Source organism: Paraburkholderia nodosa DSM 21604, assembly GCF_000519185.1.
In the GTDB taxonomy this organism is placed as follows: domain Bacteria; phylum Pseudomonadota; class Gammaproteobacteria; order Burkholderiales; family Burkholderiaceae; genus Paraburkholderia; species Paraburkholderia nodosa.
In genome coordinates this window covers 320,578-342,044 of the sequence record NZ_JAFA01000003.1, presented here as the reverse complement: position 1 = coordinate 342,044, position 21,467 = coordinate 320,578, and the positions used below count along the sequence as shown (strand labels likewise).

Annotated in this window: 20 protein-coding genes; 6 read left to right on the top strand and 14 right to left on the bottom strand. The window is 64.3% G+C overall.

The genetic code is table 11. The features are described 5' to 3' along the window. Positions 1-145 precede the first annotated feature (145 nt). Together A3CW_RS0106115 and A3CW_RS0106110 are read left to right on the top strand one after the other, a co-directional pair. Positions 146-787, top strand: coding sequence for an HAD family hydrolase (locus A3CW_RS0106115; protein WP_028202771.1), 642 nt, complete (start codon positions 146-148; stop codon positions 785-787). 80 nt (positions 788-867) lie between these two features. Beyond that, a complete protein-coding gene (locus tag A3CW_RS0106110; protein WP_028202770.1) occupies positions 868-2,109 on the top strand; it encodes a dienelactone hydrolase family protein in 1,242 nt (413 codons plus the stop codon). 24 nt (positions 2,110-2,133) lie between these two features. On the opposite strand, the gene A3CW_RS0106105 is transcribed toward A3CW_RS0106110, so the two are convergent. The 3 genes from A3CW_RS0106105 to A3CW_RS0106095 all read right to left on the bottom strand — a co-directional run bounded on the left by A3CW_RS0106105 (position 2,134) and on the right by A3CW_RS0106095 (position 3,819). After that, positions 2,134-2,394, bottom strand: a complete 261-nt coding sequence (locus tag A3CW_RS0106105; protein WP_028202769.1) for a hypothetical protein — start codon at positions 2,392-2,394, stop codon at positions 2,134-2,136. A 34-nt stretch (positions 2,395-2,428) separates the two neighbouring features. Then, the gene (locus A3CW_RS45420; protein WP_035512410.1) at positions 2,429-3,217 is read right to left on the bottom strand and encodes a DNA/RNA non-specific endonuclease; all 789 of its coding nucleotides are present in this window, start codon (positions 3,215-3,217) and stop codon (positions 2,429-2,431) included. 242 nt (positions 3,218-3,459) lie between these two features. Then, positions 3,460-3,819: a DUF3564 domain-containing protein gene (locus A3CW_RS0106095; protein ID WP_028202768.1), complete on the bottom strand. Its 360-nt coding sequence runs from the start codon at positions 3,817-3,819 to the stop codon at positions 3,460-3,462. Between the two features lie 307 nt (positions 3,820-4,126). Here A3CW_RS0106095 and A3CW_RS0106090 point away from each other — a divergent pair, with 307 nt between their 5' ends. The 3 genes from A3CW_RS0106090 to A3CW_RS0106080 all read left to right on the top strand — a co-directional run bounded on the left by A3CW_RS0106090 (position 4,127) and on the right by A3CW_RS0106080 (position 6,668). After that, on the top strand, positions 4,127-4,549 hold the full coding sequence (locus A3CW_RS0106090; protein ID WP_028202767.1) for a rubrerythrin family protein: 423 nt from the start codon (positions 4,127-4,129) through the stop codon (positions 4,547-4,549). A gap of 145 nt (positions 4,550-4,694) precedes the next feature. Continuing rightward, the gene (locus A3CW_RS0106085) at positions 4,695-6,047 is read left to right on the top strand and encodes a heterodisulfide reductase-related iron-sulfur binding cluster (protein WP_028202766.1); all 1,353 of its coding nucleotides are present in this window, start codon (positions 4,695-4,697) and stop codon (positions 6,045-6,047) included. A gap of 39 nt (positions 6,048-6,086) precedes the next feature. Continuing rightward, positions 6,087-6,668, top strand: a complete 582-nt coding sequence (locus tag A3CW_RS0106080; protein WP_028202765.1) for a DUF3501 family protein — start codon at positions 6,087-6,089, stop codon at positions 6,666-6,668. An 18-nt stretch (positions 6,669-6,686) separates the two neighbouring features. Here A3CW_RS0106080 and A3CW_RS0106075 read toward each other — a convergent pair whose 3' ends face one another. After that, complete coding sequence (locus A3CW_RS0106075; RefSeq protein ID WP_028202764.1) at positions 6,687-7,151, bottom strand: GNAT family N-acetyltransferase; 465 nt, start codon at positions 7,149-7,151, stop codon at positions 6,687-6,689. Positions 7,152-7,253: 102 nt separating this feature from the next. Here A3CW_RS0106075 and pdxR point away from each other — a divergent pair, with 102 nt between their 5' ends. Next, the gene (gene pdxR, locus A3CW_RS45415; RefSeq protein WP_051481255.1) at positions 7,254-8,786 is read left to right on the top strand and encodes a MocR-like pyridoxine biosynthesis transcription factor PdxR; all 1,533 of its coding nucleotides are present in this window, start codon (positions 7,254-7,256) and stop codon (positions 8,784-8,786) included. Here pdxR and A3CW_RS0106065 read toward each other — a convergent pair. The 10 genes from A3CW_RS0106065 to A3CW_RS0106020 form a co-directional block, all read right to left on the bottom strand. Then, complete coding sequence (locus A3CW_RS0106065; protein ID WP_028202763.1) at positions 8,734-9,708, bottom strand: aldo/keto reductase; 975 nt, start codon at positions 9,706-9,708, stop codon at positions 8,734-8,736. The two genes, pdxR and A3CW_RS0106065, sit on opposite strands and share 53 nt — an antisense overlap. A 115-nt stretch (positions 9,709-9,823) precedes the next feature. Beyond that, positions 9,824-11,128, bottom strand: coding sequence for an NAD(P)/FAD-dependent oxidoreductase (locus tag A3CW_RS0106060; protein WP_028202762.1), 1,305 nt, complete (start codon positions 11,126-11,128; stop codon positions 9,824-9,826). Further along, complete coding sequence (locus A3CW_RS0106055; RefSeq protein ID WP_028202761.1) at positions 11,128-12,420, bottom strand: NAD(P)/FAD-dependent oxidoreductase; 1,293 nt, start codon at positions 12,418-12,420, stop codon at positions 11,128-11,130. Before A3CW_RS0106055 ends, A3CW_RS0106060 begins: the two co-directional genes overlap by 1 nt. Positions 12,421-12,481: 61 nt before the next feature. Beyond that, a complete protein-coding gene (locus A3CW_RS0106050) occupies positions 12,482-14,065 on the bottom strand; it encodes a DUF3138 family protein (RefSeq protein WP_028202760.1) in 1,584 nt (527 codons plus the stop codon). 94 nt (positions 14,066-14,159) lie between these two features. Beyond that, positions 14,160-15,071 (bottom strand): ABC transporter permease subunit, encoded by a 912-nt coding sequence (locus tag A3CW_RS0106045; protein WP_028202759.1) that lies wholly within the window; start codon positions 15,069-15,071, stop codon positions 14,160-14,162. Beyond that, positions 15,068-16,039 carry an ABC transporter permease subunit gene (locus tag A3CW_RS0106040; RefSeq protein WP_035512407.1) on the bottom strand — a complete coding sequence of 324 codons (972 nt, stop codon included), beginning with the start codon at positions 16,037-16,039 and terminating at the stop codon, positions 15,068-15,070. Before A3CW_RS0106040 ends, A3CW_RS0106045 begins: the two co-directional genes overlap by 4 nt. Before the next feature lie 13 nt (positions 16,040-16,052). Continuing rightward, entirely contained in the window at positions 16,053-17,204 is a 1,152-nt protein-coding gene (locus A3CW_RS0106035; RefSeq protein WP_028202757.1) for an ABC transporter ATP-binding protein, read from the bottom strand. Positions 17,205-17,454: 250 nt separating this feature from the next. Further along, positions 17,455-18,576, bottom strand: coding sequence for a polyamine ABC transporter substrate-binding protein (locus A3CW_RS0106030; protein WP_028202756.1), 1,122 nt, complete (start codon positions 18,574-18,576; stop codon positions 17,455-17,457). 75 nt (positions 18,577-18,651) lie between these two features. Then, positions 18,652-20,094: an aspartate aminotransferase family protein gene (locus A3CW_RS0106025; RefSeq protein WP_028202755.1), complete on the bottom strand. Its 1,443-nt coding sequence runs from the start codon at positions 20,092-20,094 to the stop codon at positions 18,652-18,654. An 18-nt stretch (positions 20,095-20,112) separates the two neighbouring features. Further along, positions 20,113-21,447, bottom strand: coding sequence for a glutamine synthetase family protein (locus A3CW_RS0106020; RefSeq protein WP_028202754.1), 1,335 nt, complete (start codon positions 21,445-21,447; stop codon positions 20,113-20,115). Between the last annotated feature and the right edge of the window lie 20 nt (positions 21,448-21,467).

Genomic DNA, 21,467 nt, shown 5'->3' with positions numbered 1-21,467 from the left:
TCGATACATGTTGACGAATTACGTCAACATTGCGCAGCGCGCCTGGGCCGCGTTGCAGCCGGATCGCGTTTGCGCCGACAATGACGCCCGTTCGGCGCGCCCAGCCGCGTCGCTTTTCCCTTCCACGTCAGGCTCATATCGCTTCATGAACGACCGCGTCGTCGCCGCATTCGACTTTGATGGCACCATCACCACGTCCGACAGCTTTCGCGCGTTCATGCTCGACGCCGCCGGCCCCGCCCGCTTCACCGCCGCCGCGCTGCGCTGCCTGCCTGCGCTCATCGGCGTCCCGCTCGGCTGGTCGCCGCGCGGGCCGACCAAGGCGCGCTTCCTGTACGCCGCGCTGGGGCCCGTGCGCCGCGAGGCGCTCGAAGCGGCCGCGCAGCGCTTCGTCGAGCGCCGTCTCCCCGCACTGTTGCGCCCCGACATGCTCGCGCGCGTGGCCGAACACCAGGCGCTCGGGCATGAGGTCGTGCTGGTGAGCGCGTCGCCGTCGATCTATCTGCGCATGTGGGCAAAGACAGTCGGCATCGGCACCGTGCTTTCGAGCGAGCTCGAATGGCGCGATGGCATATACACGGGCCATCTGGCGGGCAACAACTGCTGGGGGCCGGAAAAGGTCGCGCGGCTGCGCGCGTGGTGGGGGACGAACGCGCCCGCCACGCTCTACGCTTATGGCGACAGCCGCGGCGACAAGGAAATGGCCGAGCTGGCGCAGTATGCGTGGATACGCGGCGAGTCGGCGCTGCCGCCGCTCGCGGCGGCGGGCGGCTTCGGCGCGGCGTGAATGGTTCGACGCGCTGCAGCGGCGCGAGATCGACGCTAACCTACGGCAACTAACTGCACCCAGGAGAGGAGACAGCCCCAATGAACGGACAATGGACCCAGGTGAAGTCGCACGACGGCGGCGAATTCCGCGCCTACACGGCGCTGCCGCCCGAGGGCAGCGGCCCCGGCCTCGTGTTGCTGCAGGAGATCTTCGGCGTGAACGGCTATATGCGCGCGCTCGCCGACCGCTACGCCGAAGAAGGCTACGTCGTGATGGTGCCGGACCTGTTCTGGCGTCTGGAGCCGAACGTCGATCTCGGCTACGAAGGCGCCGACGCGCAGAAGGCGTTCTCGCTCTATGAGCGCTTCGACGTCGATCTCGCGATGCAGGACGTGGCGCAAACGCTCGCCGCGCTGCGCGGGCACGCGCAGCATCGCGGCAAGGTCGGCGTGGTGGGTTTCTGCCTGGGCGGCAAGCTGGCGTACCTGAGCGCGACACGCACCGATGTCGATTGCGCGATCGGTTATTACGCCGTGGGCCTCGAAAACCATCTGGACGAAGCCTCGCGCATCACGTGTCCGTTGATGCTGCACTTCGGCGCCGACGACGCCCACTGCGACGCCGCCACGCGCGAGCGCATTGCGCAGGCGCTGGCAGGCAAGCCTGGCGTCGAGCTGTATACGTATCCGGGTTGCGATCACGCGTTCGCTTCGTCTTCGCGCAAGACATACGACAAGCCCGCCACGATGATGGCCTACTCGCGCACGCTCGCCATGCTGCGCCGGGTGCTCGGCCCGATCTACGACTTCAACGCGCTGTGGGAAGAGCACTGCTATCACGAGTTCGTGGCGCGCAACCCGAGCGACGTGATGCCGACCATGGTCGCGCAGCCCTACGTCAACCACATTCCCACGATGACGGGCGGCGTAGGCCACGACGAGCTCAAGCGCTTCTACACGCACCATTTCGTGCATTCGAACCCGGAGGACACGCGCCTGATCCCGATCTCGCGCACGATCGGCTCGGACCGCGTGGTGGACGAGTTCATCTTCTGCTGCACGCATGACCGCGAGATCGACTGGCTGCTCCCGGGCCTCGCGCCCACGGGCAAATACTTCGAAGTGCCGATGCTCGCCGTGATCTGCTTTCGCGGCAACAAGCTCTACAACGAGCACATCTATTGGGACCAGGCTTCGGTGCTCGCGCAGATCGGCGCGATCGATCCCACCGGCCTGCCGATTGCGGGCGCGCAGAGCGCGAAGAAGCTGCTCGACGAAACGCTGCCCTCGAACACGCTCATGGCGCGCGCCTGGAGCGAGAGCGAAGGCAAGCCGTTCTAACGCGCACGTTTCGCGCGCGCCTGATCAGTTGAACGGATTGTCGACGACGCCGGGCTTCTGGTCCGGCTCGTCGGCGACCTTCGCGGGCAGGTGCGGGTCGGCCTGCAGTTTCTTCACGACGTCATCGAGCGCCGCCTTCAGCGCCAGCGCGGCGGCGAGCCCGCGCTTGTCGCGCGTGAGTTCCAGCGTGCCGGCGAGCGTCACGCGCGTCGTGCCGTTCGTGAGCGTGAGCGCGTCGCCTTGTACGTTAAGCACGTCGTTGTCGTTTGCGTATGCGTCGAACACCGTTTGATCCTCCTTTTGCGTGACGGGGGCGCGCCTACCAGCCCCATTTGCTCACGGCAAAGCCGCGGCCATTGAACGAGACTTTTTCCTTTGCCGCGACATTCGCCGGAATGCCCGGGAACGCAATGCCGCTCTGCGCTTCGAGATCGCGTACCGAGCGCACGTCGTAGCGATCGACAGCCGTATTGTCCGCGACGATTGCGAACGCGAGCTGCTGCGAAGGCACGTACACGACCTTGAAGATCTGCGTGGGCACGAGCACGCGCGCCGCGCCGATCGTCTGGAGCTGTGCGCCCGTGAAGAGTGGGCCAGTCACGACATACGCTTCGCCATACTTCGACGCGAGCTTGCGCACGGCGGTTTCGATATGGGCCCAAAGGCGCTGGTTGTTGTCGCGATTCTGCGGAACCATGTTGGCGAGTGAAAACGATTCCGCCATGGCCTGTGCGTTCCAGCGGTTGCCCGCGGGGCTCATGTGGCCTCGGTCGAAGCCGCTGCGCTTGTAGTCGGCGAGCGTCGCGCCTTCGCCTTCGGGCAGGCGGTCGTCTTCGAAGAAGCGGTTCGTGCGCGTCATGTCCTTCGCGGCTTCGAGGTGATCGCGCGTGAGATGCTCGGCGGACCACAGCGGCCCGTGCGTGACGCCCGAATGCAGCACGACAAAATCCGAATAGCAGAGCATGCGCGTTTTCGGCGCCATGCGCTGATTCGTGAGCGTCGGGAACTGGCCGTCGGGCACGAATTGCGAACAGGCCGGTGCGGCGATTGCATGGCTCGCGGCGGCGAGCAGCAGGGAGGCAACAAGCGAGGCAAACAGCTTCTTCATCGAAAGGACAGGCTGGACTGGGGTGGGATCAAGCGGGCTGAAAGTATAGCGGGCACATGGCGGCGCGTGGAGGCGGGAGAAAAACGCGGCGCAAAAAAACGCGCGCCCGCTCAAGGGCGGGCGCAAGCGAGAGGTGACGCACAAACAGAGGCAATGAGCGCGGCAGCGTTGCGTTGCTGCGCGAGGAGCGAGGCGGCAAATGATGCCGCCTGCATTCAATCGGTCAAGTCATCAACAACGACTCAGCCTGCAAAAAGCGAATGCTCGGCGCGGACCATCTGGCGGTCCACGGCCTGGAGGCGCCATTGGCCTTCCATCGGCGAGTGCGAGGTTTCGCACGACCATGTCGCGTCGCCGTGTGCGGAACTGATTTCCTGGCGGCGGTTCACGTGCAGGCCGCGTAGCGTGCACAGCGGCTCGTTTTCGAGCGGTGCGCACAGCGATGTGACACCATTCGTGTCGCGCAATTCACCCCATTCTGGCAGGTCGATCCCTTCGTGAGACTCGCGGGACCAGCGTTGCTGGTCGGTGTCGAGCCAGAGCACTGCATAGTCGTGATTGACGGTCGGATCGGAACCGTTGATCAAGATCGTAAGTCGCATGGCATCTCCGCAAAATTGATCGGGCGCGTCGGCAATTTCCAAGTCTAGGACGACTCCGCGCGCGCGCAAAGTGAAGAGTGCAGGACAGATGGTCGCGTGCATGGCGCGTGCCTGCAGCGGCCCTGTTTGCGCTCGTTTCTGCCCGCGTAAACCCGGCTACGCTATCGCCGGGATTGAAATTCACAATTGGGAACGCAAACGCCACAACCTAGATTAATAGTGCGGCGAACTCGCCCACGCATGCTGCATTGCACGAAGGCGAATGGCGTCGCGTCCCCACATTTCAGGTCGAACGATGGAGGCACAGATGGCACAGCTAAAGGGCTCGAAGACGGAACAGAACCTCAAGGATGCATTTGCCGGCGAATCACAGGCCAACCGCCGTTATCTGTATTTCGCAGCCAAGGCCGACGTAGAAGGACAAAACGATGTCGCGGCGCTGTTTCGCTCGACCGCTGAAGGCGAAACCGGCCACGCGCACGGCCACCTCGAATATCTGGAAGCGGTAGGCGACCCGGCAACCGGGCTGCCGTTCGGCACCTCGCGTCAGAATCTGCAGGCGGCCATTGCGGGCGAAACGCACGAATACACCGACATGTACCCCGGCATGGCCAAGGTTGCGCGCGACGAAGGCTTCGACGAAATCGCGAACTGGTTCGAGACACTGGCCAAGGCGGAGCGCAGCCACGCCAACCGCTATACGAAGGCGCTGGACGTGCTGGCGGATTGAGGCGGATTGAGCGTCGCCGCGTGCCTGACGGCAGGCACCCATGACGCGCGCGCTTTTTGTTTCGCGTGCCGGGCAAGCACCGGCGCGCGTTCGCGCGCGCCCACCTAGCCGCGTATTTGGCTGATAAATAAAAGAAGGAGACGTCATGCCCCACAAGGAAGGCAGTCTCGAAGCGCCCACCCGCCATCCGCTCGACTGGCGCTCCGACGCTTTTTACGACCAGGCCAAGCTCGACACGGAACTCGCGCGGGTGTTCGATATCTGTGCGGGCTGCCGGCGCTGCGTGTCGCTGTGCGGCGCGTTTCCCACGCTGTTCGATCTCGTCGATGAAACCGATAGCGGCGAAGCGCACGACGTCGACAAGGCGTCGTTCGACAAGGTCGTCGACCAGTGCTATCTGTGCGATCTCTGCTACATGACGAAGTGCCCCTACGTGCCGCCGCATCCGTGGAATGTGGATTTTCCGCATTTGATGCTGCGCGCCAAGGCCGTTCACTATCGCAAGGGCGAAGTGAAGCTGCGCGACCGCGTGCTCTCGAATACCGACGCGCTCGGCCAGATCGCCGGTATTCCCGTCGTCACGCAAACAGTCAACGCCATCAATCACACGAAGGCGATGCGCGGCGCGATGGAAGACATGCTGGGCGTCGATCGCAAGGCGTGGCTGCCCGACTTCGCCACGCACAAGTTTCGTAACGCTGCAAAACGCGCGGCCTCGAGCGAGGTGCGCGACGGCGAACGCACGCCGGGCAAGGTCGCCATTTACGCGACCTGCTACGTGAACTTCAACGAGCCCGGCATCGGCCACGATCTGCTCGCGGTGCTCGACCACAACGAGATTCCCTACGAGCTGGTGAAGAGCGAATGGTGCTGCGGCATGCCGCTGCTGGAGCAGGGTAATCTGGAGGGCGTGGCGCACAAGCAGTCGCAGAACATGCCGATGCTCGCGCGTTACGCGCGCGAAGGTTATGCGCTGATCGGCGCGGTGCCGAGCTGCGTGCTCATGTACAAGCACGAACTGCCGCTGATGTTCCCCGACGACGCCAACACGAAAGCCGTAAGCGACGCTTTCTGGGACCCGTTCGAGTATCTCGTGGCGCGTCATCGCGACGGCCTGCTCAAGACCGATTTCCGTGCGCCGCTTGGCAACGTGTCGTATCACGTGCCGTGTCATGCGCGCGTGCAGAACATCGGCCGCAAGACGTTCGACCTGCTTTCGCTCGTGCCCGAAACGAAAGTGACCGTGGTCGAGCGCTGTTCGGGCCACGCGGGCACGTTCGGCGTGAAGAAGGAATTCCACGCCATGTCGATGAAGATCGGCACGCCTGTGTTCAAGCAGATGGGGCAGGCCGAGCCAGGCCAGGCCAGGCCGAACTTCATCTCGTCCGATTGCCAGCTCGCGGGGCATCACATTGCGCAGGGCATCCAGGAGAACCAGCTAGGCGAGCCGCCGCTCGCTCACCCCATTACCTTGCTGCGCCGCGCCTATGGCATTTAGGCCCCGACGCCAACCCGCAACATTCACGAGGCACGACTCATGACGATCGCGAGAAATTCGCTGTTGACGCTGGAAGCCTACGCCAGGGTGCGGGGCGATATGCGCAAACGCATCATCGAGCACAAGAAGCAGCGTGTGGTGTCGCTCGGCAATCACCTCACGTTCCTGTTCGAGGACGAGACCACGATCCGCTACCAGATCCAGGAGATGCTGCACATCGAAAAGATCTTCGACGAAGACGGCATTCAGGGCGAACTCGCGGCCTATCTGCCGCTCGTGCCCGACGGCGGCAACCTGAAGGCGACCATGCAGCTCGAATACGAAAGTGAAGTCGAGCGGCGCGCGGCGCTTGCGCGGCTGATCGGCATCGAGGACAACGTGTTCGTGCAGGTGGATGGCGAGTCGCCCGTCTACGCGATCGCCGATGAGGACCTCGAACGCGAGAACGCCGAAAAGACCTCGGCGGTGCATTTCGTTCGCTTCGAACTCACGCCGCAGATGAAAACGCGCTTGCGCGAAGGCGCCACGCTCACGATAGGCTGCGATCATCCGAATTACCGCGTGCCGACGCAGACCATCGACGGCGAGGTGCGCGCCTCGTTGCTCAAGGATCTCGCCTGAGTCGCTTCACATGCCTTGTCAAACGTCCTTGCGGTACATGACGAAGCCGGGCTTCACGGCCACGTCGTCGTAAAGCCGCATCGCCGTGTGATTCGTCTCGTGTGTGTGCCAGTACACGCGCGACGAATTCGACGCCTTCGCGTGCGCATACACGGCCTCGATCAGCGCGCGGCCCACGCCCTGGCCGCGCGCGTCTTCCACGGTGAAGAGATCCTGCAAATAGCAGATCGGCCCTTCCAGAATCGTGTTGCGGTGATAGATGAAGTGCACGAGGCCGAGCACGCGCTCGCCGCGCACGGCGATGAACGCGTGCACGGGCTCGTAGCCGTCGAAGAAGCGCGACCAGGTCGTGCGCGTGATGTGTTCCGGCAGCGCAGTGGCGTCGAAGCGGCCGTAAAAGCGGTTGTAGCCGTCCCATAGCGGCAGCCATGCAGCGAAATCGTCGGGTGCGACGGCGCGGACTTGCAGCGTCGTGTCGGTCATGCGTTGTCTCCTTGTTGGCAGGCTTGCCCGGACTCCCAAGCGTAAGCGACTTGTGGCACCATTGTTAGTCCCACCGAAACCAAAAGCAATGGAGCCACAGGTTTGGACTACGCGTTGATGATGACGGCCTATGCGAAGCGCGCCGTGCGCAAACTTACGCAGCAGGACCTGCTTTACGAGAGCCTGCGCCGCGCGATTCTCGACGGCGACATTGGCTGCGGCACGCGCCTCGCGTCGAGCCGCGCGCTCGCGGAGCAGCTCGGCATCGCGCGCAATTCGGTGCTCTATGCGTATGAGCGGCTCGTGGAAGAGGGCTTCGTCAGCGCTACGCGCCACGGTTCGGTCGTCAACGCGGTCAGCGCCGGCGCAGCGGCGACGCCTGCCCACACCGCGCAGCGCGAAGATCCCTTGCCTGCGCTTGCGCGCCGCGTGCGTGAACTGCCGCCGCGCCGCGCGGGCCGCGACGGTTCGAAAGCGCTGCGCCCGGGCGTACCCGCGCTCGACGCGTTCCCCTACGCGCAATGGCGCACGGCGGTCGAGCGCGCATTGCGCGAGTTGCGCGCGCACGATCTCGGCTATGGCGACAGCGCGGGCATGCCGGCGCTGCGTCAGGCGATTGCGCAATACGTGCGCGTGTCGCGCGGCGTGCGCTGCCAGCCCGGCCAGGTGTTCGTCACGGACGGTACGCAGTCGAGTCTCGACCTGTGCGCGCGTCTCTTCGCGGACGAGGGCGAGCGCGCGTGGATCGAAAATCCAGGCTACCTCGGCGCGCGTGTGGCCTTTACGGCCGCGGGGCTGGAACTCGTGCCGATGAGCGTCGATGCGGCGGGCATGGCGGCGCGCCCCGACGACTGGCGCGAGCGGCCGCCGCGACTCGTTTATCTCACGCCGTCGCACCAGTATCCGCTTGGTTGCGTGCTGAGCCTCGAGCGGCGGCTCGCGCTGATCGAGCAGGCGCGTGCGTGCGGCGCGTGGATCGTCGAGGACGACTACGACAGCGAGCTGCGCCACGATGGACCGCCGCTGCCGTCGATCCAGGGCCTCGCCGACGACGCACCCGTGATCTATCTCGGCACGTTCAGCAAGACGCTTTTTCCGGCGCTGCGCATCGGCTTCATGATCGTGCCGCAGCGTGTGGCGGCGCCGTTCGCGCAGGCGCATCACACGCTCGTGCGCCAGGGGCGCGTGGCGGAACAACTGGCGCTGGCGGAATTCATCGAAAGCGGGCGCTACGCGCGCCACTTGCGGCGCATGCGCAAGCTCTATGAAGAGCGCCGCGACGGCCTGGTCGCCGCAATCGAGAAGCATCTGGCCGGCATGATGACGGTGTCGGCGGACGCGGGCGGCATGCATTTGAGCGTACGCCTCGACGCGCCGCTCGCCGACGCCGATGTGAGCGAAGCCGCGCGCGCATACGGCCTGCATCTCTCGCCGTTGAGCGCGTATTGCGTCGATGCACCGGACGCCACGCGCTACAACGGCTTCCTGCTCGGCTATGCGGAAACGCCGCCGCAAGTCGCCGACACGCTCATGCAGACGCTCGCGCGCATCATGCGTGAACGTCTGCTGGCGGCTTCATCGCTTACTGATGGCCCGCAATCACATGCGGAAGATAGGGCGCTTCGAGCGTCTTGATCTCTTCGTCGGAGAGCTTGAGCGAGAGCGCCGCGACAGCGTCTTCGAGATGCTGCGGTTTCGACGCGCCGATGATCGGCGACGTGATGGCGGGCTTGTGCAGCAGCCACGCGAGCGCGACTTGCGCCCGCGAGACGTTGTGCGCCCGCGCGATGGTGGCGACCGCATCGATGATGGCTTTGTCCGCATCGGCGCCATAGAGCGTCTTGCCGAACTTGTCGGAGGCCTCGCGCTCGCTCGATTCGCTCCAGTCGCGCGTGAGGCGGCCGCGCGCGAGCGGGCTCCACGGCATCACGGCAATGCCCTGGTCGGCGCACAGCGGCAGCATTTCGCGCTCTTCCTCGCGATACAGCAGGTTCACGTGGTCCTGCATGCTGATGAACTCGGTCCAGCCGTTCAGGCGCGAGGTGTAGAGCGCCTTGCTGAACTGCCACGCATGCATGGACGAAGCGCCGATATAGCGCGCCTTGCCGGCCTTCACGACATCGTGCAGCGCTTCGAGCGTTTCTTCGATGGGCGTGTTGTAGTCCCAGCGATGGATCTGATAGAGATCGACGTAATCGGTGCCAAGGCGCTTGAGGCTATGGTCGATTTCCGTGAGGATGGCCTTGCGCGACAGACCCTGGCCGTTCGGGCCGGGCCGCATGCGGTTGTAGACCTTCGTGGCGAGCACGATGTCGTCGCGCTTGACGAAGTCGCGCAGCGCGCGCCCGACGATCTCTTCCGAGGTGCCGTCCGAATAGGTGTTCGCGGTGTCGAAGAAGTTGATGCCGGCGTCGAGCGCCTGGCGGACGAGCGGGCGGCTGGCGTCCTCGCCGAGCGTCCACGGGTGCGTGCCGCGCTCGGGCGCGCCGTAGGTCATGCAACCGAGACAAAGACGCGAAACCTGCAGCCCTGTCGAGCCGAACCTGACGTAATCCATTGCTGTTGCTCCTGGCGAAAAGGCGATTCAAGCAGAGGAAGTGCGTGCGCCGCGCGAGGGCGGCGGACTTTCGCAAGGGTATAACAGGCTCGGAGTTCGTGCAGGGCGTGCCGCGTCAGAACATCTCCATCACGCGGTGATAGAGCATGCCGATTTCCAGCGCGGGCCGCCGCCACGCGGGGCCGCCGGGGAAGCGCGCGTGCTGCAGCTGCGCGAACAGATCGAACGAGGCGCGCTCGCCGACGATGGCCTGCGCAACGAGACGCCCCGCCATGCCCGTGAGCGCGACACCGTGCCCCGAAAAGCCTTGCACATAGTAATAATTCGGGTCGATTGCGCCGAAGTCGGGCGCGCGGTTGCGCGTGACATCGACAAAGCCGCCCCATGCGTATTCCACGCGGGCACCGGCGAGCTGCGGGAAGGTATCGCTCATGCGCGTTTGCATGGCCGCTGTAAGGCGCTCGGGCGCGGCGCCGGTCGAATCGGCGCGGCCGCCGAACAGCATCCGGTTGTCTGCCGAGACGCGGAAGTAGTCGAGAAAGAAGTTGTTGTCGCACACGGCGGAACGTTGCGCGATCAACGAGTCGGCCAGCTCGCGGCCTAGCGGCTCCGTTGCGATGATGTACGAGGCGATGGGCGCGATGCGCGCGGCCACACTGCCGGGCAGCACGCCGCCCGGCGCGGCGTTGCAGCACGACACCACGAAGCGGCAGCGGACTTCGCCGTGCGTGGTCTTCACGACGGGCCGCGCGCCGCGTACGACTTCGAGCGCACGCGTATGCGCGAAGAGTTGCGCGCCTTCGCGGCGCGCGGCGGCGGCGAGGCCAAGACAGTACTTGAGCGGATGCAGATGCCCCGAGACCGGATCGTAGACGCCCGCGATATAACGCTGCGACGCCACGCGTGCGCGCGTGGCGTCGGTGTCGAGCCATTCGAGGCGATCATAGCCCCAGCGCATGCGTGCGGCGTCCATCCATGCGCGTAGATCGGGTACGCGCTTCGCTTTCGTTGCGACGGTCAGATAGCCCGGCGTGAAGTCGCAATCGATGCCATAACGCGCAATGCGCTCGCGCACGAGTTTCACGCCCTCGATGGAGAGCGCCCACGCCGCGCGTATGCCTTGCGCGCCGAGCTGCTTTTCGAGCACTTCGTCTTTCGCGAAGCCCACGAGCGTCTGCCCGCCGTTGCGGCCCGAGGCGCCCCAGCCGGGACGATGGGCGTCGAGCACCACGACCGAAAGGCCGCGTGCGCGGCACTCGAGCGCGACCGAGAGCCCGGCGAAGCCCGCGCCGATCACGCAGACGTCGGCGTCGAGCGTGCCTTCGAGCACGGGGTCGTCGTCGGCGGGGCGTGTGGCGGTGGCTTCGTAGTACGAGTGGCGGGCGAGGGCGTCCGCCTGGGCGTCGAGGTCGAGTGTCATCAAAGCAGGTCCTTCATTCGATACCACGCCATTGCGAGCACGAGGGCGGGGGTTCGCAGTGTAGCGCCGCCGGGGAAATCGCGGTGACGGATCTTGCCGAACAGGTCGAAGCGCGCGGCCTGGCTGTGGATCGCTTCGGCGATCAGCGTGCCCGCGAGCCCTGTGACGTTCACGCCGTGGCCCGAGAACCCTTGCGCGAAATACACCGTTGGCGAGAGGCGCCCGAAGTGCGGCGCGCGATTCATCGTGATGTCCACGTAGCCGCCCCACGCGTAATCCACCTTCACATCAGCGAGTTGAGGAAACGTTTTTAGCATGTCGCGGCGCATGGCTTCGCCCAGATTGGGCGGCGCGAAGGTGGAATAGCTCACCTTGCCGCCCCAGAGCAGGCGCGTGTCCGCCGCGGGACGGAAGTAGTCGAGCACGAAGCGGCTGTCGCATACGGCAGCTTGAGCGGGCATCAGCGCATTCATGCGCTCGGCGCCGAGCTTTTCGGTGGCGATCACATAAGTGCCCACGGGCATGATCTTGCGCGAGAGCGCCGGGGCGAGATCGCCCAGATACGTATTGCATGCGAGCACGACGAATTTCGCGCGTACGTTGCCGCGCGCGGTTTCCACCACATGCGCGCCGCTTTCTTCGCGCAGTCGCGTGACGGGGCTGTTTTCGTACACGCGCACGCCGGCTTCGACCGCCGCGCGCGCCAGCCCGAGTGTGTAGTTCAGCGGATGCAGATGCCCGCTATCGGGATCGTAGAGGCCGCCGGGATAGCGCGACGACGCCACGTAGCGCCCCACCCCGTCGCCGTCCACGTACTGGAAGCGATCGTAGCCGAAACGCTGCGCCGCCTCGTCGCGCCAGCGCTTGAGTGCATCCACGTCGCGCGCCTTGTTCGCGGCGGTGAAATAGCCGGCCGTGAGCGCGCAGTCGATGTTGTGCTGCTTGACGCGCCGCTTCACGATGTCGAGTGTCTCCAGGCCCATGTCCCAAATCTGCCGGACCTCGGCTTCGGGCATGAACTGCGCGAACGTGTCGATATCGCAGGCAAAGCCGCCAATCAACTGCCCGCCGTTTCGCCCGCTTGCGGCCCACCCCACGCGCGAGGCTTCCACGAGCGCGACGCGATGGCCGCGTTCGGCGAGGTTGAGCGCGGCCGAAACCCCCGTGAGGCCCGCGCCGACCACGCAGACATCGGCATCGAGCGCACCTTCGAGCGTGGGGTGCGCGGTGGTGTCGTTGGCGATGGCCGCGTACCAGGACGGGGCGTGAGGCTGATTGGTGAATTTGAGCATAGGGAAAGCGAATCAGGAAACGGCGGGCGACAGCACGAGGCCGGCGCCCGCCGCGACTTCATCAGAACGAGTAGATGAACTGCGCGCCCAGCAAGTCGTTGCTCTTGCCGTACGAGCCGTCGCTGTTCAGGAACACGCGCTGCGTGGCCCAGTCGTGGCGATATTCCACCTTCACCTGGATCTGCTGCGTGGGGTAGAACAGCAGGTCGAGCGCGACGTCCTGGCGTGTTGCGCCCTTGCACTCGAAGCCAAAGCCGCCGCCGGCCTTCGAGTTCGCCAGGCAGTCCGCACCAATGCCGAAGCCGTTGGCCGTATCCATGCCGTTCGAGTTGAGCACGATGCCGCCGCCACCGCCGCCGTTCTTGCCGTTCGCGAGCAGGTCGTAGCGTGCCGTCACGCCCATGCGGCCCACCACCGGCGCGTTGAACTTGCGGTGCGCGAGCAGCGAGAAGCCGTACCACTGCGCGTTGCCGCCGTTGAACGCCGCGCGCTGCTGCTGGCCGTAATCGGCTTCGGCGCTGTACTGGATGTCCGCGAGCGTGTAGGTCGCGTCCATTTCGCCGAAGAAGAAGTAGCCGCCCGAACTCGACGCCTGGCCGCCCACGCCGTACACGGCCTGGCCCGTCGTCGAATCGAATGCGCTCGGCAGCGTCTGGCGGCCGATGTTGAACGAGCCGCCGATGTCGAGTGCGCTGGACCACGTGTAGTCGGCACGCGCCGTGAACGTCGGGATCCTGTTGCTGGTGGTGATCGGGTCTCCGAGCGCGTTCTGGCCCGTCTGCACGACCGCGCCATTGGTGCGGTACTGCTCGTTGCCGATCATGAACTTGAACGCCCACTGGCTGCCGTCCGGCGTGTAATTCCAGCCAATGCCCACATAGCTGCCCGGGTCCGAGAAGTCGTAGAGCAGGTTGTGCGTGAGCGTGAGCATCTGGTTCGACTGCTGCACCTCGTAGCCGCCGAAGCTCGGCATGAGACCGGCGACGAACGTGCCCGTGGAAGTCACCGGCACGGTCACGACGGCGGTGTTCAGGATATTGTTGCCAATCTCGCCGTGCTCGTTCTGCAGCAGCGTGATGCCGTTGCCGCGGTTGGGCATGAGCGTGATTTCGGCAGAAGGCGCCATCGGGCCCACGCCGAAGGTCTTCTTGATGTCGAGATAGACGTCGCCGAACGTGCTGTTGAAGTAGTTATACGCACCGGTGTGGTTCGCGAACAGGAACGACGAGGTGCCCGGCGCGCGGTTGTAGATGTACGTCGGGTCGATGTAGCCGGTGATCGACAGACCCGCGAGCGGACCGGTGTTGGCGGCGTCGGTGAGCGAATCGACCTTGAGTTGCTGGCTCGCGATCTGCTGCTTCATCGCATCGACCTGGTCGTTGGTCAGGTTTGCCTGCGCCTTGCCGTAATCGGGCGAGCTGATGTCCACGACCGGCGCGGCTGCGGTGGCCGGTACGACCGGCGCTGCGGCTGCGGTCTTCGCCGTGGGCTTCGATTGCGCCAGTTCGGTCTTGAGCGACTTCACCTCTTTTTGCAGGGCATTCAGCTGTGCCTGCAGGGCCTTGATCTGTTCGCTGGTCGAGTCCGCTAGCGCGAGCCCTGGCAGCGCCCCGGCCACCAGCAGACAGATTAACTTCTTCTTCATCGAAATTCTCCTTGTTGGTCGTTATTGCAATCAGTTCGAGTTCGAGTTCGGTGAGAGGCGGCGCACGCCGCCCCTCCCTGCCTGGCAATCCTCATCAGGCGGCGCGGCGACCGATCGGCGCACCGACTGCGCGAGCGGGCGCGGCTGGCGTGATGGCTTCGGCGGCATCGGGCTGGACGAAGGCGAGTTGCATGTCGCGCGTGCGCTTCTTCTCGCGTGCGCTCATCAGCTGGTTCACGGCGATCACGCCGATCGTCACCGCGCTGATGAAGAGCGTGGCGAGCGCGTTCATCTCCGGGTTCAGGCCGAGGCGCACGCGCGAGAACACGACGAGCGGCAGCGTGGTCGAGCCCGGTCCGGAAAGAAATGCGGACAGCACGAGGTCGTCGATCGAAAGCGTGAACGAGAGGAGCCAGCCCGAGAGCAGCGCCTGCGAGATGAGCGGCAGCGTGATGACGAAGAACACCTTGAGCGGCGTGGCGCCGAGATCGAGCGCGGCTTCCTCGAGGGACTTGTTCATCTCCTTCACACGCGACTGCACGATGATCGCGACATACGACACGCACAGCATCACGTGGCCGATCCAGATCGTCACGATGCCGCGGCCCTTGGGCCAGCCGAGCATCTGTTCGAGCGCGACGAAGAGCAACAGCAGCGAGATGCCCTGAATGACTTCGGGAATCACGAGCGGCGCGTTGATCATGCCGGTGTAGAGCGTGAAGCCGCGAAACCGCCCCATGCGCGCGAGCACGAAGCCGGCCCACGTGCCGATCACAACCGAGGCGAATGCGGTCATGAGGCCGATCTTCAGCGAGAGCCATGCGGCGCTCAGCAACTCTTCGTCCTGCAACAGCGCCGCGTACCACTTGAGCGAGAAGCCGGACCACACCGTGACCAGTTTCGACTCGTTGAACGAGTAGACGACGAGACTGATGATCGGGATATAGAGGAACAGGAACCCGAGCGTGAGAACGCCGGTGGAGAGCGTACGGTTGGGCTTGATCATTTGCCTTCCTCCAGTTCCTTGACCTGGTAGTACTGAAAGATCGCCATCGGCACGAGCAGCAGCAGCACCATCGCCACCGTGACGGCGGAGGCCATTGGCCAGTCCATGTTGTTGAAGAACTCGTCCCACATCACGCGGCCGATCATGAGCGTGTCGGCGCCGCCGAGCAGTTCGGGAATCACGTACTCGCCCACCGCGGGAATGAACACGAGCAGGCTGCCCGCGATGATTCCGTTCTTCGAAAGCGGCAAGGTGATCTGCGTGAACGCCACCCAGGGCTTGGCGCCCAGGTCGTAGGCGGCTTCGAGCAGCGTGAGGTCCATCTTCACGAGGTGCGCGTAGAGCGGCATCACCATGAAGGGCAGGTACGAATAGACCATGCCGATATAGACGCCCGCGTCGCTGTGATAGAGCCGCAGCGGCGAATGGATCAGGCCGATGCCAATGAGCGCGTGATTGAGCAGGCCGTCGTCCTTCAGAATGCCGATCCACGCGTACACGCGGATCAGGAACGACGTCCAGAACGGCAGCATCACGCCCATCATGAGCAGGTTGCGCGTGGCCGGGTTCGAGCGCGCGATGTAATAGGCGATCGGGTAGCCGATCAGCAGGCAAAAGATGGTGGAGACCGCCGCCATCTTCAGCGAGCTGATATAGGTGGCGATATAGAGGCTGTCCTGCAGCAGGAACGCGTAGTGCCCGAGCTGCAGCGCGAAGTGCACCATGCCGTCCTTCATCTCGACCAGGTTCGAGTAGGGCGGAATGCCCATGACCTGGTCGGCGAAGCTGATCTTCAGCACGAGCACGAAGGGCAGCGCGAAGAACAGCGTGAGCCAGATGAACGGCACGCCGATCACGGCGGTGCGGCCCGACGGCACGAAGCGCGAGAAGAAGCGCGCGAGCGCGCCGCGGCGCGCGTCTGCGGCTGCGCGGCCGGATCGAGGCGTGGTGGGAAGAGTGGTACTCATGATTGAGGCCTCCTTACTGCGTGAGCACGACGCCGCTGGCCGGCGACCAGGACACGTAGACATCGTCGTTCCAGGCGGGCGCGCCCTCGTTCATGAGGTGCGAGCTGGAGAGGTTCGAGACGACCACCTTGCCGCCCGGCAGACGCACGTGATAAAGCGAATAGCTGCCCATGTAGGCGACATCCGTGACCACACCGCGCGCCCAGTTGTGCTGCGTGCCAGGCTTTTCGCGCGTCACACGCACGCGCTCCGGCCGCACCGAAATGCCCACGGGCATGCCGAGCGGGCCGCTCACGCCGTGGCTCACGTACATGCGCGTTTCGAGGTCTTCGCTTTCCACGAAGATGTGATCCGGCTCGTCCTCGACGACCTTGCCTTCGAACAGGTTGGTCGAGCCGATGAACTCGGCCGAGAAGCGGCTGTTGGGGAATTCGTAGACTTCGCCTGGCGAGCCGATCTGGACGATGCGGCCCTCGCTCATCACCGCGAGGCGGTTGGCCATGGTCATCGCCTCTTCCTGATCGTGCGTGACCATCACACAGGTGACATCGACTTTCTCGATGATGTTCACGAGTTCGAGTTGGGTCTTCTGGCGGATCTTCTTGTCGAGCGCCGACATCGGTTCGTCGAGCAGCAGGAGCTTGGGGCGCTTCACGAGCGAGCGCGCCAGCGCCACGCGCTGCTGCTGGCCGCCGGAAAGCTGATGGGGTTTGCGCTTCGCGTAGCGGCCCATCTGCACGAGGTTGAGCGCGTCGGCCACGCGCTCGCGAATTTCGTTCTTCGGCACGCCTTCCTGCTTGAGGCCGAACGCGACGTTCGCCTCCACGCTCATGTGCGGGAAGAGCGCATACGACTGGAACATCATGTTGACGGGGCGGCGGTACGGCGGCAGCGACGCGAGGTCTTCGCCATCGACGAAGATGCGGCCCGACGTGGCCGTTTCGAGGCCCGCGAGCATGCGCAGCAGGGTGGACTTGCCGCAGCCCGAACTCCCGAGCAATGCAAAAAGCTCGTTCTTGGCGATGTTCAGGCTCACGTTGTCCACGGCGGTGCTCTCGCCGAACTTCTTGACGACGTTTTCGATGCGCACGAACGCATCGTTCGTTGCCGGGGTCGCGTTGGCGCGCGGAGCTTCTGGAGCGTTGACTTTAGACGTCGAGTTCATGATCTGACCTTGGTTCCTTTCTGATCGCAGTACACGTTTTTCAGGCGCGAGCCGGCTCGCACGGGGCGCTGGCGCGACTCGCGATTAGTACTGCGAACGGAGCTCGGGAAAGGCTCGCGCGCGTCGTCAAAAATGGGGGGCGGCGCCGCGCGGCCTGACTTCGGAATTGCGCACTTCAGGCGGAGAGGGGTCGAGCGATCCCTCTTCCGCGTCGTCTCCTTCTTGTTTCCTTCAGGGGGAAATCAGCGTGTCAGCGGCCGGTCTTCAACTGGGCCCACAGACGGTTTTCGAGGCGCAGGATGTCAGCCGGCATCGGCTTCATCAGCGTCATCTTCTTGAGCACGTCTTCCGACGGGTACACCGTCGCGTCCTGCGCGACTGCCGGCGTGACGAACTGGCGTGCGGCCTTGTTCGCCGTCGGGTAGAACACTTCGTTGGTGATCTGCGCGTTGACCTTCGGGTCCGAGATGTAGTTGATCCACTTCATCGCGTTTTCGGGGTGCGGTGCATCCTTGGGCACGACCATCACGTCGAACCACAGCAGGCCGCCTTCCTTCACGTTCGAGAACTTGACGTCATACGAGCGCTTGGCTTCCTCGGCGCGGCGGTGCGCGATGCCGACGTCGCCCGACCATGCCACGGCAACGCAGATATCGTTGTTCACGAGGTCGTTGATATAGCCCGACGAATTGAACTGGGTGATATACGGGCGGACTTTCTTCAGCACTTCGAATGCGGCCTGATAGTCGGCGGGGTTCGTGCTGTTGGGGTCCTTGTGCATGTATTGCAGCGTCGCGGCGAACACGTCCACAGCCTGGTCGAGGAACGACACACCGCAGCCCTTGAGCTTCGAGAGATTTTGCGGATCGAACACGAGTGCCCAGCTATCGACCGGCGCGTTCGGTCCGAGCGCCTTTTCCACCGCCTGTTTGTTGTAGCCGATGCCGTCGGTGCCGAACGCCCAGGGCACGCCGTACTGATTGCCCGGGTCGGCGTCGGCGATCATATGCATGAGCACGGGATCGAGGTTCGCGAGGTTGGGGATCTTCGACTTGTCGAGCTTCTGGTAGACGCCGGCCTGAATCTGCTTGGCCATGTAGTTCGAGGTGGGCACGACGATGTCGTAGCCCGAGCTGCCGGCCAGCAGCTTGGCTTGCAGCGTGTCGTCGCTGTCGTAGTTGTCGTACTTCACCTTGATGCCGTCTTCCTTTTCGAAGTTCGGGATCGTGTCTTTCGCAATGTAGTCGGACCAGTTGTAGACGTTCAGATCGCCGTCGGCCGCGTGCGCTGGCTCGCTGGGAATGGCCGTGAGGCCTGCACACGCTGCGAGGGCCGCGATCGCGACCGCATGACGAAGATGACTAACACTCATGTTGCTTTCCCCTGAAGATGAAGATCGGCGGGAGGCCCAGCACCCCGTTGCGCCGCCCGCCGTGGACAAGTCGCGTTAAGAAAGACCCAGTTGTTGCGCAGTTGCGTCGATGGCCTTCTTCGCCTTCGACACGATTTCATCGATCTCGCCGCGCGTGACGACGAGCGGCGGCGAGAGCAGCATGCGGTCGCCCGTGGCGCGCATGATGAGGTTGCCGTTGAAGCAGAAGTCGCGGCAGAGCGTGCCCACATCGCCGCCATTCGCGAAGCGCTTGCGCGCCTTCGGATCTTCGGCGAGCTGCAGGCCCGCCACGAGACCCGCGCCCGAGATGTCGCCGATGATCGGATGATTGGCGAACGTCTCGCGCAGACGTTGCTGGAAGTACGGGCCGGTGTCGTTCTTCACACGCGTGACGATGCCTTCGTCGCGCAGCAGCTTGAGGTTCGCCACGGCCACGGCGGCGGCGACCGGATGCCCCGAGTACGTGAGGCCGTGATTGAACTCGCCGTTTTCGATGAGCGCCTTCGCAATGCGGTCGTGAATGCCCACTGCGCCCATCGGCACGTAGCCGCTCGTGAGGCCCTTGGCCATCGTGATGAGGTCGGGCTCGAAGCCGAAGTGCTGATGCGCGAACCATTCGCCGGTGCGGCCAAAGCCGCCGATCACTTCGTCGGCGCAGAGCAGGATGTCGTACTTGCGGCAGATGCGCTGAATTTCCGGCCAGTAGGTCGAGGGCGGGAAGATCACGCCGCCCGCGCCCTGGAACGGCTCGCCGATGAAGGCGGCCACGTTCTCCGCGCCCACTTCGAGAATCTTCGCTTCGAGCTGCTGCGCGCGCGCGAGGCCGAACTCCTCGGGCGACAGGTTGCCTTGCGCTTCGCCATAGAAGTACGGCTGGTCGATGTGCACGATGTTCTCGACCTTCGAGGGCATCTGCTCGTGCATATAGCCCATGCCGCCCAGCGTGCCGCCTGCGATGGTCGAACCGTGATACGCGTTCCGGCGCGAGATGACGACCTTCTTCGAGGACTTGCCTTGCGTGTGCCAGTACTGATGCACGATGCGCAGCACCGTGTCGTTGCCTTCGGAGCCGCTGTTGCAATAGAAGAAGTGGTTGAACGGCTCGGGCGAAAGCTGTGCGAGCAGCGCCGACAATTCGATGACCGGCGGGTGCGTGGTCTTGAAGAACGTGTTGTAGAAGGGCAGTTCCTGCATTTGCTCGTAGGCGGCGTCGGCCAGTTCCTTGCGACCATAACCCACGTTCACGCACCAGAGCCCGGCCATGCCGTCGATGATCTGGTTGCCTTCCGAGTCCCACAGGTACACGCCTTTCGCCTTCACGATCACGCGGCTGCCCGTCTTGTTGAGCGAGCCCATGTCGGAAAACGGGTGAATGTGATGCGCGGCGTCCAGCGCGCGATACTCGCTCGTCGAGCGCGCCGTTCGGCTGGATTGCGCGCGTAGCGTGGTCGGCACGTCCTGCAGCGCGCTGGCGGGGGCGTCGATTCGATAGCTCATTGCTGTCTCTCCTTTCGTTTACACGTGCAGCAGCAGGTGCTTGCGTTCCCACGAACTGATCACGCGGAAATAGGCTTCGTATTCGGTTTCCTTGAGCGCGAGGTAGGCGCGCACGAACTTCTCGCCGAGAATGTCCTTGAGCGGCTCGCACGAGCCCATCAGCGTGAGGCCTTCTTCGAGGTTGCGCGGCAACTGGTAGGGCAGCGAGTAGCCGTCGCTCACGAGCGGCTCGGTGGGCTTGAGATGCTGCGTCATGCCCAGATAGCCGGCGGCCAGCGTGCCGGCGATCGCGAGGTACGGGTTGGTGTCCACGCCGGGAATGCGGTTTTCCACGCGGCGCGCAGCCGGCGACGAATACGGCACGCGGAAACCCACCGTGCGGTTGTCGTAGCCCCATGCCACGTTGATCGGCGCGGCCATGAAGCGCGAAAGGCGGCGATACGAGTTGATGTACGGTGCGTAGATCGGCATGAGCGCGGGCGTGTACTTCTGCATGCCCGCGATATACGCGTAGAACATGTCCGTGGGCTTGCCGTCCGAACCCGTGAACAGGTTCTGGCCGCTTTCCACCGAAACGAGGCTCTGGTGCACGTGCATGGCCGAGCCCGGTTCGTTCTCCATGGGCTTCGCCATGAAGGTGGCGTACATGTGGTGGCGCAGCGCCGCTTCACGCACCGTGCGCTTGAAGAGGAACACGCGGTCGGCGAGATTGAGCGGATCGCCGTGCAGGAAGTTGATTTCCATCTGCGCCGCGCCCACTTCGTGAATGAGCGTATCGACTTCGAGGTCCTGAATATCGCAGTACTCGTAGATGTCTTCGAAAAGCGGGTCGAACTCGTTCACCGCTTCGATCGAATACGCCTGGCGGCCCGTTTCCGGACGGCCCGTACGGCCAATGGGCGGGGCGAGCGGAATATCCGGATCCTTGTTCATATCGACGAGATAGAACTCGAGTTCCGGCGCGATCACCGGCTTCCAGCCCTTCGCGGCATAGAGGTCGAGCACGCGGCGCAGCACGCGGCGCGGCGAGATCTCGACAGGCGTGCCGTCGAAATGCACGCAGTCGTGAATCACCTGTGCGGTGGGATCGACGGCCCACGGAATGATGCGGATCGTCGAGGGGTCGGGCACACACACCATGTCGGGGTCGGTGACGCCGGTAAGGCTGCCGTCTTCGGGGTAATCGCCCGTCACGGTCTGGATCATCACGGCTTGCGGCAAGCGCATCGACTCGCCCGATTCGAACTTGCTGCGCGGGATGATCTTGCCGCGTGCAATGCCCGCCATGTCGGGGATGATCGCTTCGATTTCGGTGATGTGGTGCTTTTTCAGGAATTCGTCGATTTCATGCATGATGGTTCTCTCTGTTCTGT

Coding starts and splice junctions, on each gene's coding strand:
- A3CW_RS0106115 (WP_028202771.1), top strand. CDS start 146: ATGAACGACCGCGTCGTCGCCGCATTCGACTTTGATGGCACCATCACC.
- A3CW_RS0106110 (WP_028202770.1), top strand. CDS start 868: ATGAACGGACAATGGACCCAGGTGAAGTCGCACGACGGCGGCGAATTC.
- A3CW_RS45420 (WP_035512410.1), bottom strand. CDS start 3,217: ATGAAGAAGCTGTTTGCCTCGCTTGTTGCCTCCCTGCTGCTCGCCGCC.
- A3CW_RS0106095 (WP_028202768.1), bottom strand. CDS start 3,819: ATGCGACTTACGATCTTGATCAACGGTTCCGATCCGACCGTCAATCAC.
- A3CW_RS0106090 (WP_028202767.1), top strand. CDS start 4,127: ATGGCACAGCTAAAGGGCTCGAAGACGGAACAGAACCTCAAGGATGCA.
- A3CW_RS0106085 (WP_028202766.1), top strand. CDS start 4,695: ATGCCCCACAAGGAAGGCAGTCTCGAAGCGCCCACCCGCCATCCGCTC.
- A3CW_RS0106080 (WP_028202765.1), top strand. CDS start 6,087: ATGACGATCGCGAGAAATTCGCTGTTGACGCTGGAAGCCTACGCCAGG.
- A3CW_RS0106075 (WP_028202764.1), bottom strand. CDS start 7,151: ATGACCGACACGACGCTGCAAGTCCGCGCCGTCGCACCCGACGATTTC.
- A3CW_RS0106065 (WP_028202763.1), bottom strand. CDS start 9,708: ATGGATTACGTCAGGTTCGGCTCGACAGGGCTGCAGGTTTCGCGTCTT.
- A3CW_RS0106060 (WP_028202762.1), bottom strand. CDS start 11,128: ATGACACTCGACCTCGACGCCCAGGCGGACGCCCTCGCCCGCCACTCG.
- A3CW_RS0106055 (WP_028202761.1), bottom strand. CDS start 12,420: ATGCTCAAATTCACCAATCAGCCTCACGCCCCGTCCTGGTACGCGGCC.
- A3CW_RS0106050 (WP_028202760.1), bottom strand. CDS start 14,065: ATGAAGAAGAAGTTAATCTGTCTGCTGGTGGCCGGGGCGCTGCCAGGG.
- A3CW_RS0106045 (WP_028202759.1), bottom strand. CDS start 15,071: ATGATCAAGCCCAACCGTACGCTCTCCACCGGCGTTCTCACGCTCGGG.
- A3CW_RS0106040 (WP_035512407.1), bottom strand. CDS start 16,039: ATGAGTACCACTCTTCCCACCACGCCTCGATCCGGCCGCGCAGCCGCA.
- A3CW_RS0106035 (WP_028202757.1), bottom strand. CDS start 17,204: ATGAACTCGACGTCTAAAGTCAACGCTCCAGAAGCTCCGCGCGCCAAC.
- A3CW_RS0106030 (WP_028202756.1), bottom strand. CDS start 18,576: ATGAGTGTTAGTCATCTTCGTCATGCGGTCGCGATCGCGGCCCTCGCA.
- A3CW_RS0106025 (WP_028202755.1), bottom strand. CDS start 20,094: ATGAGCTATCGAATCGACGCCCCCGCCAGCGCGCTGCAGGACGTGCCG.
- A3CW_RS0106020 (WP_028202754.1), bottom strand. CDS start 21,447: ATGCATGAAATCGACGAATTCCTGAAAAAGCACCACATCACCGAAATC.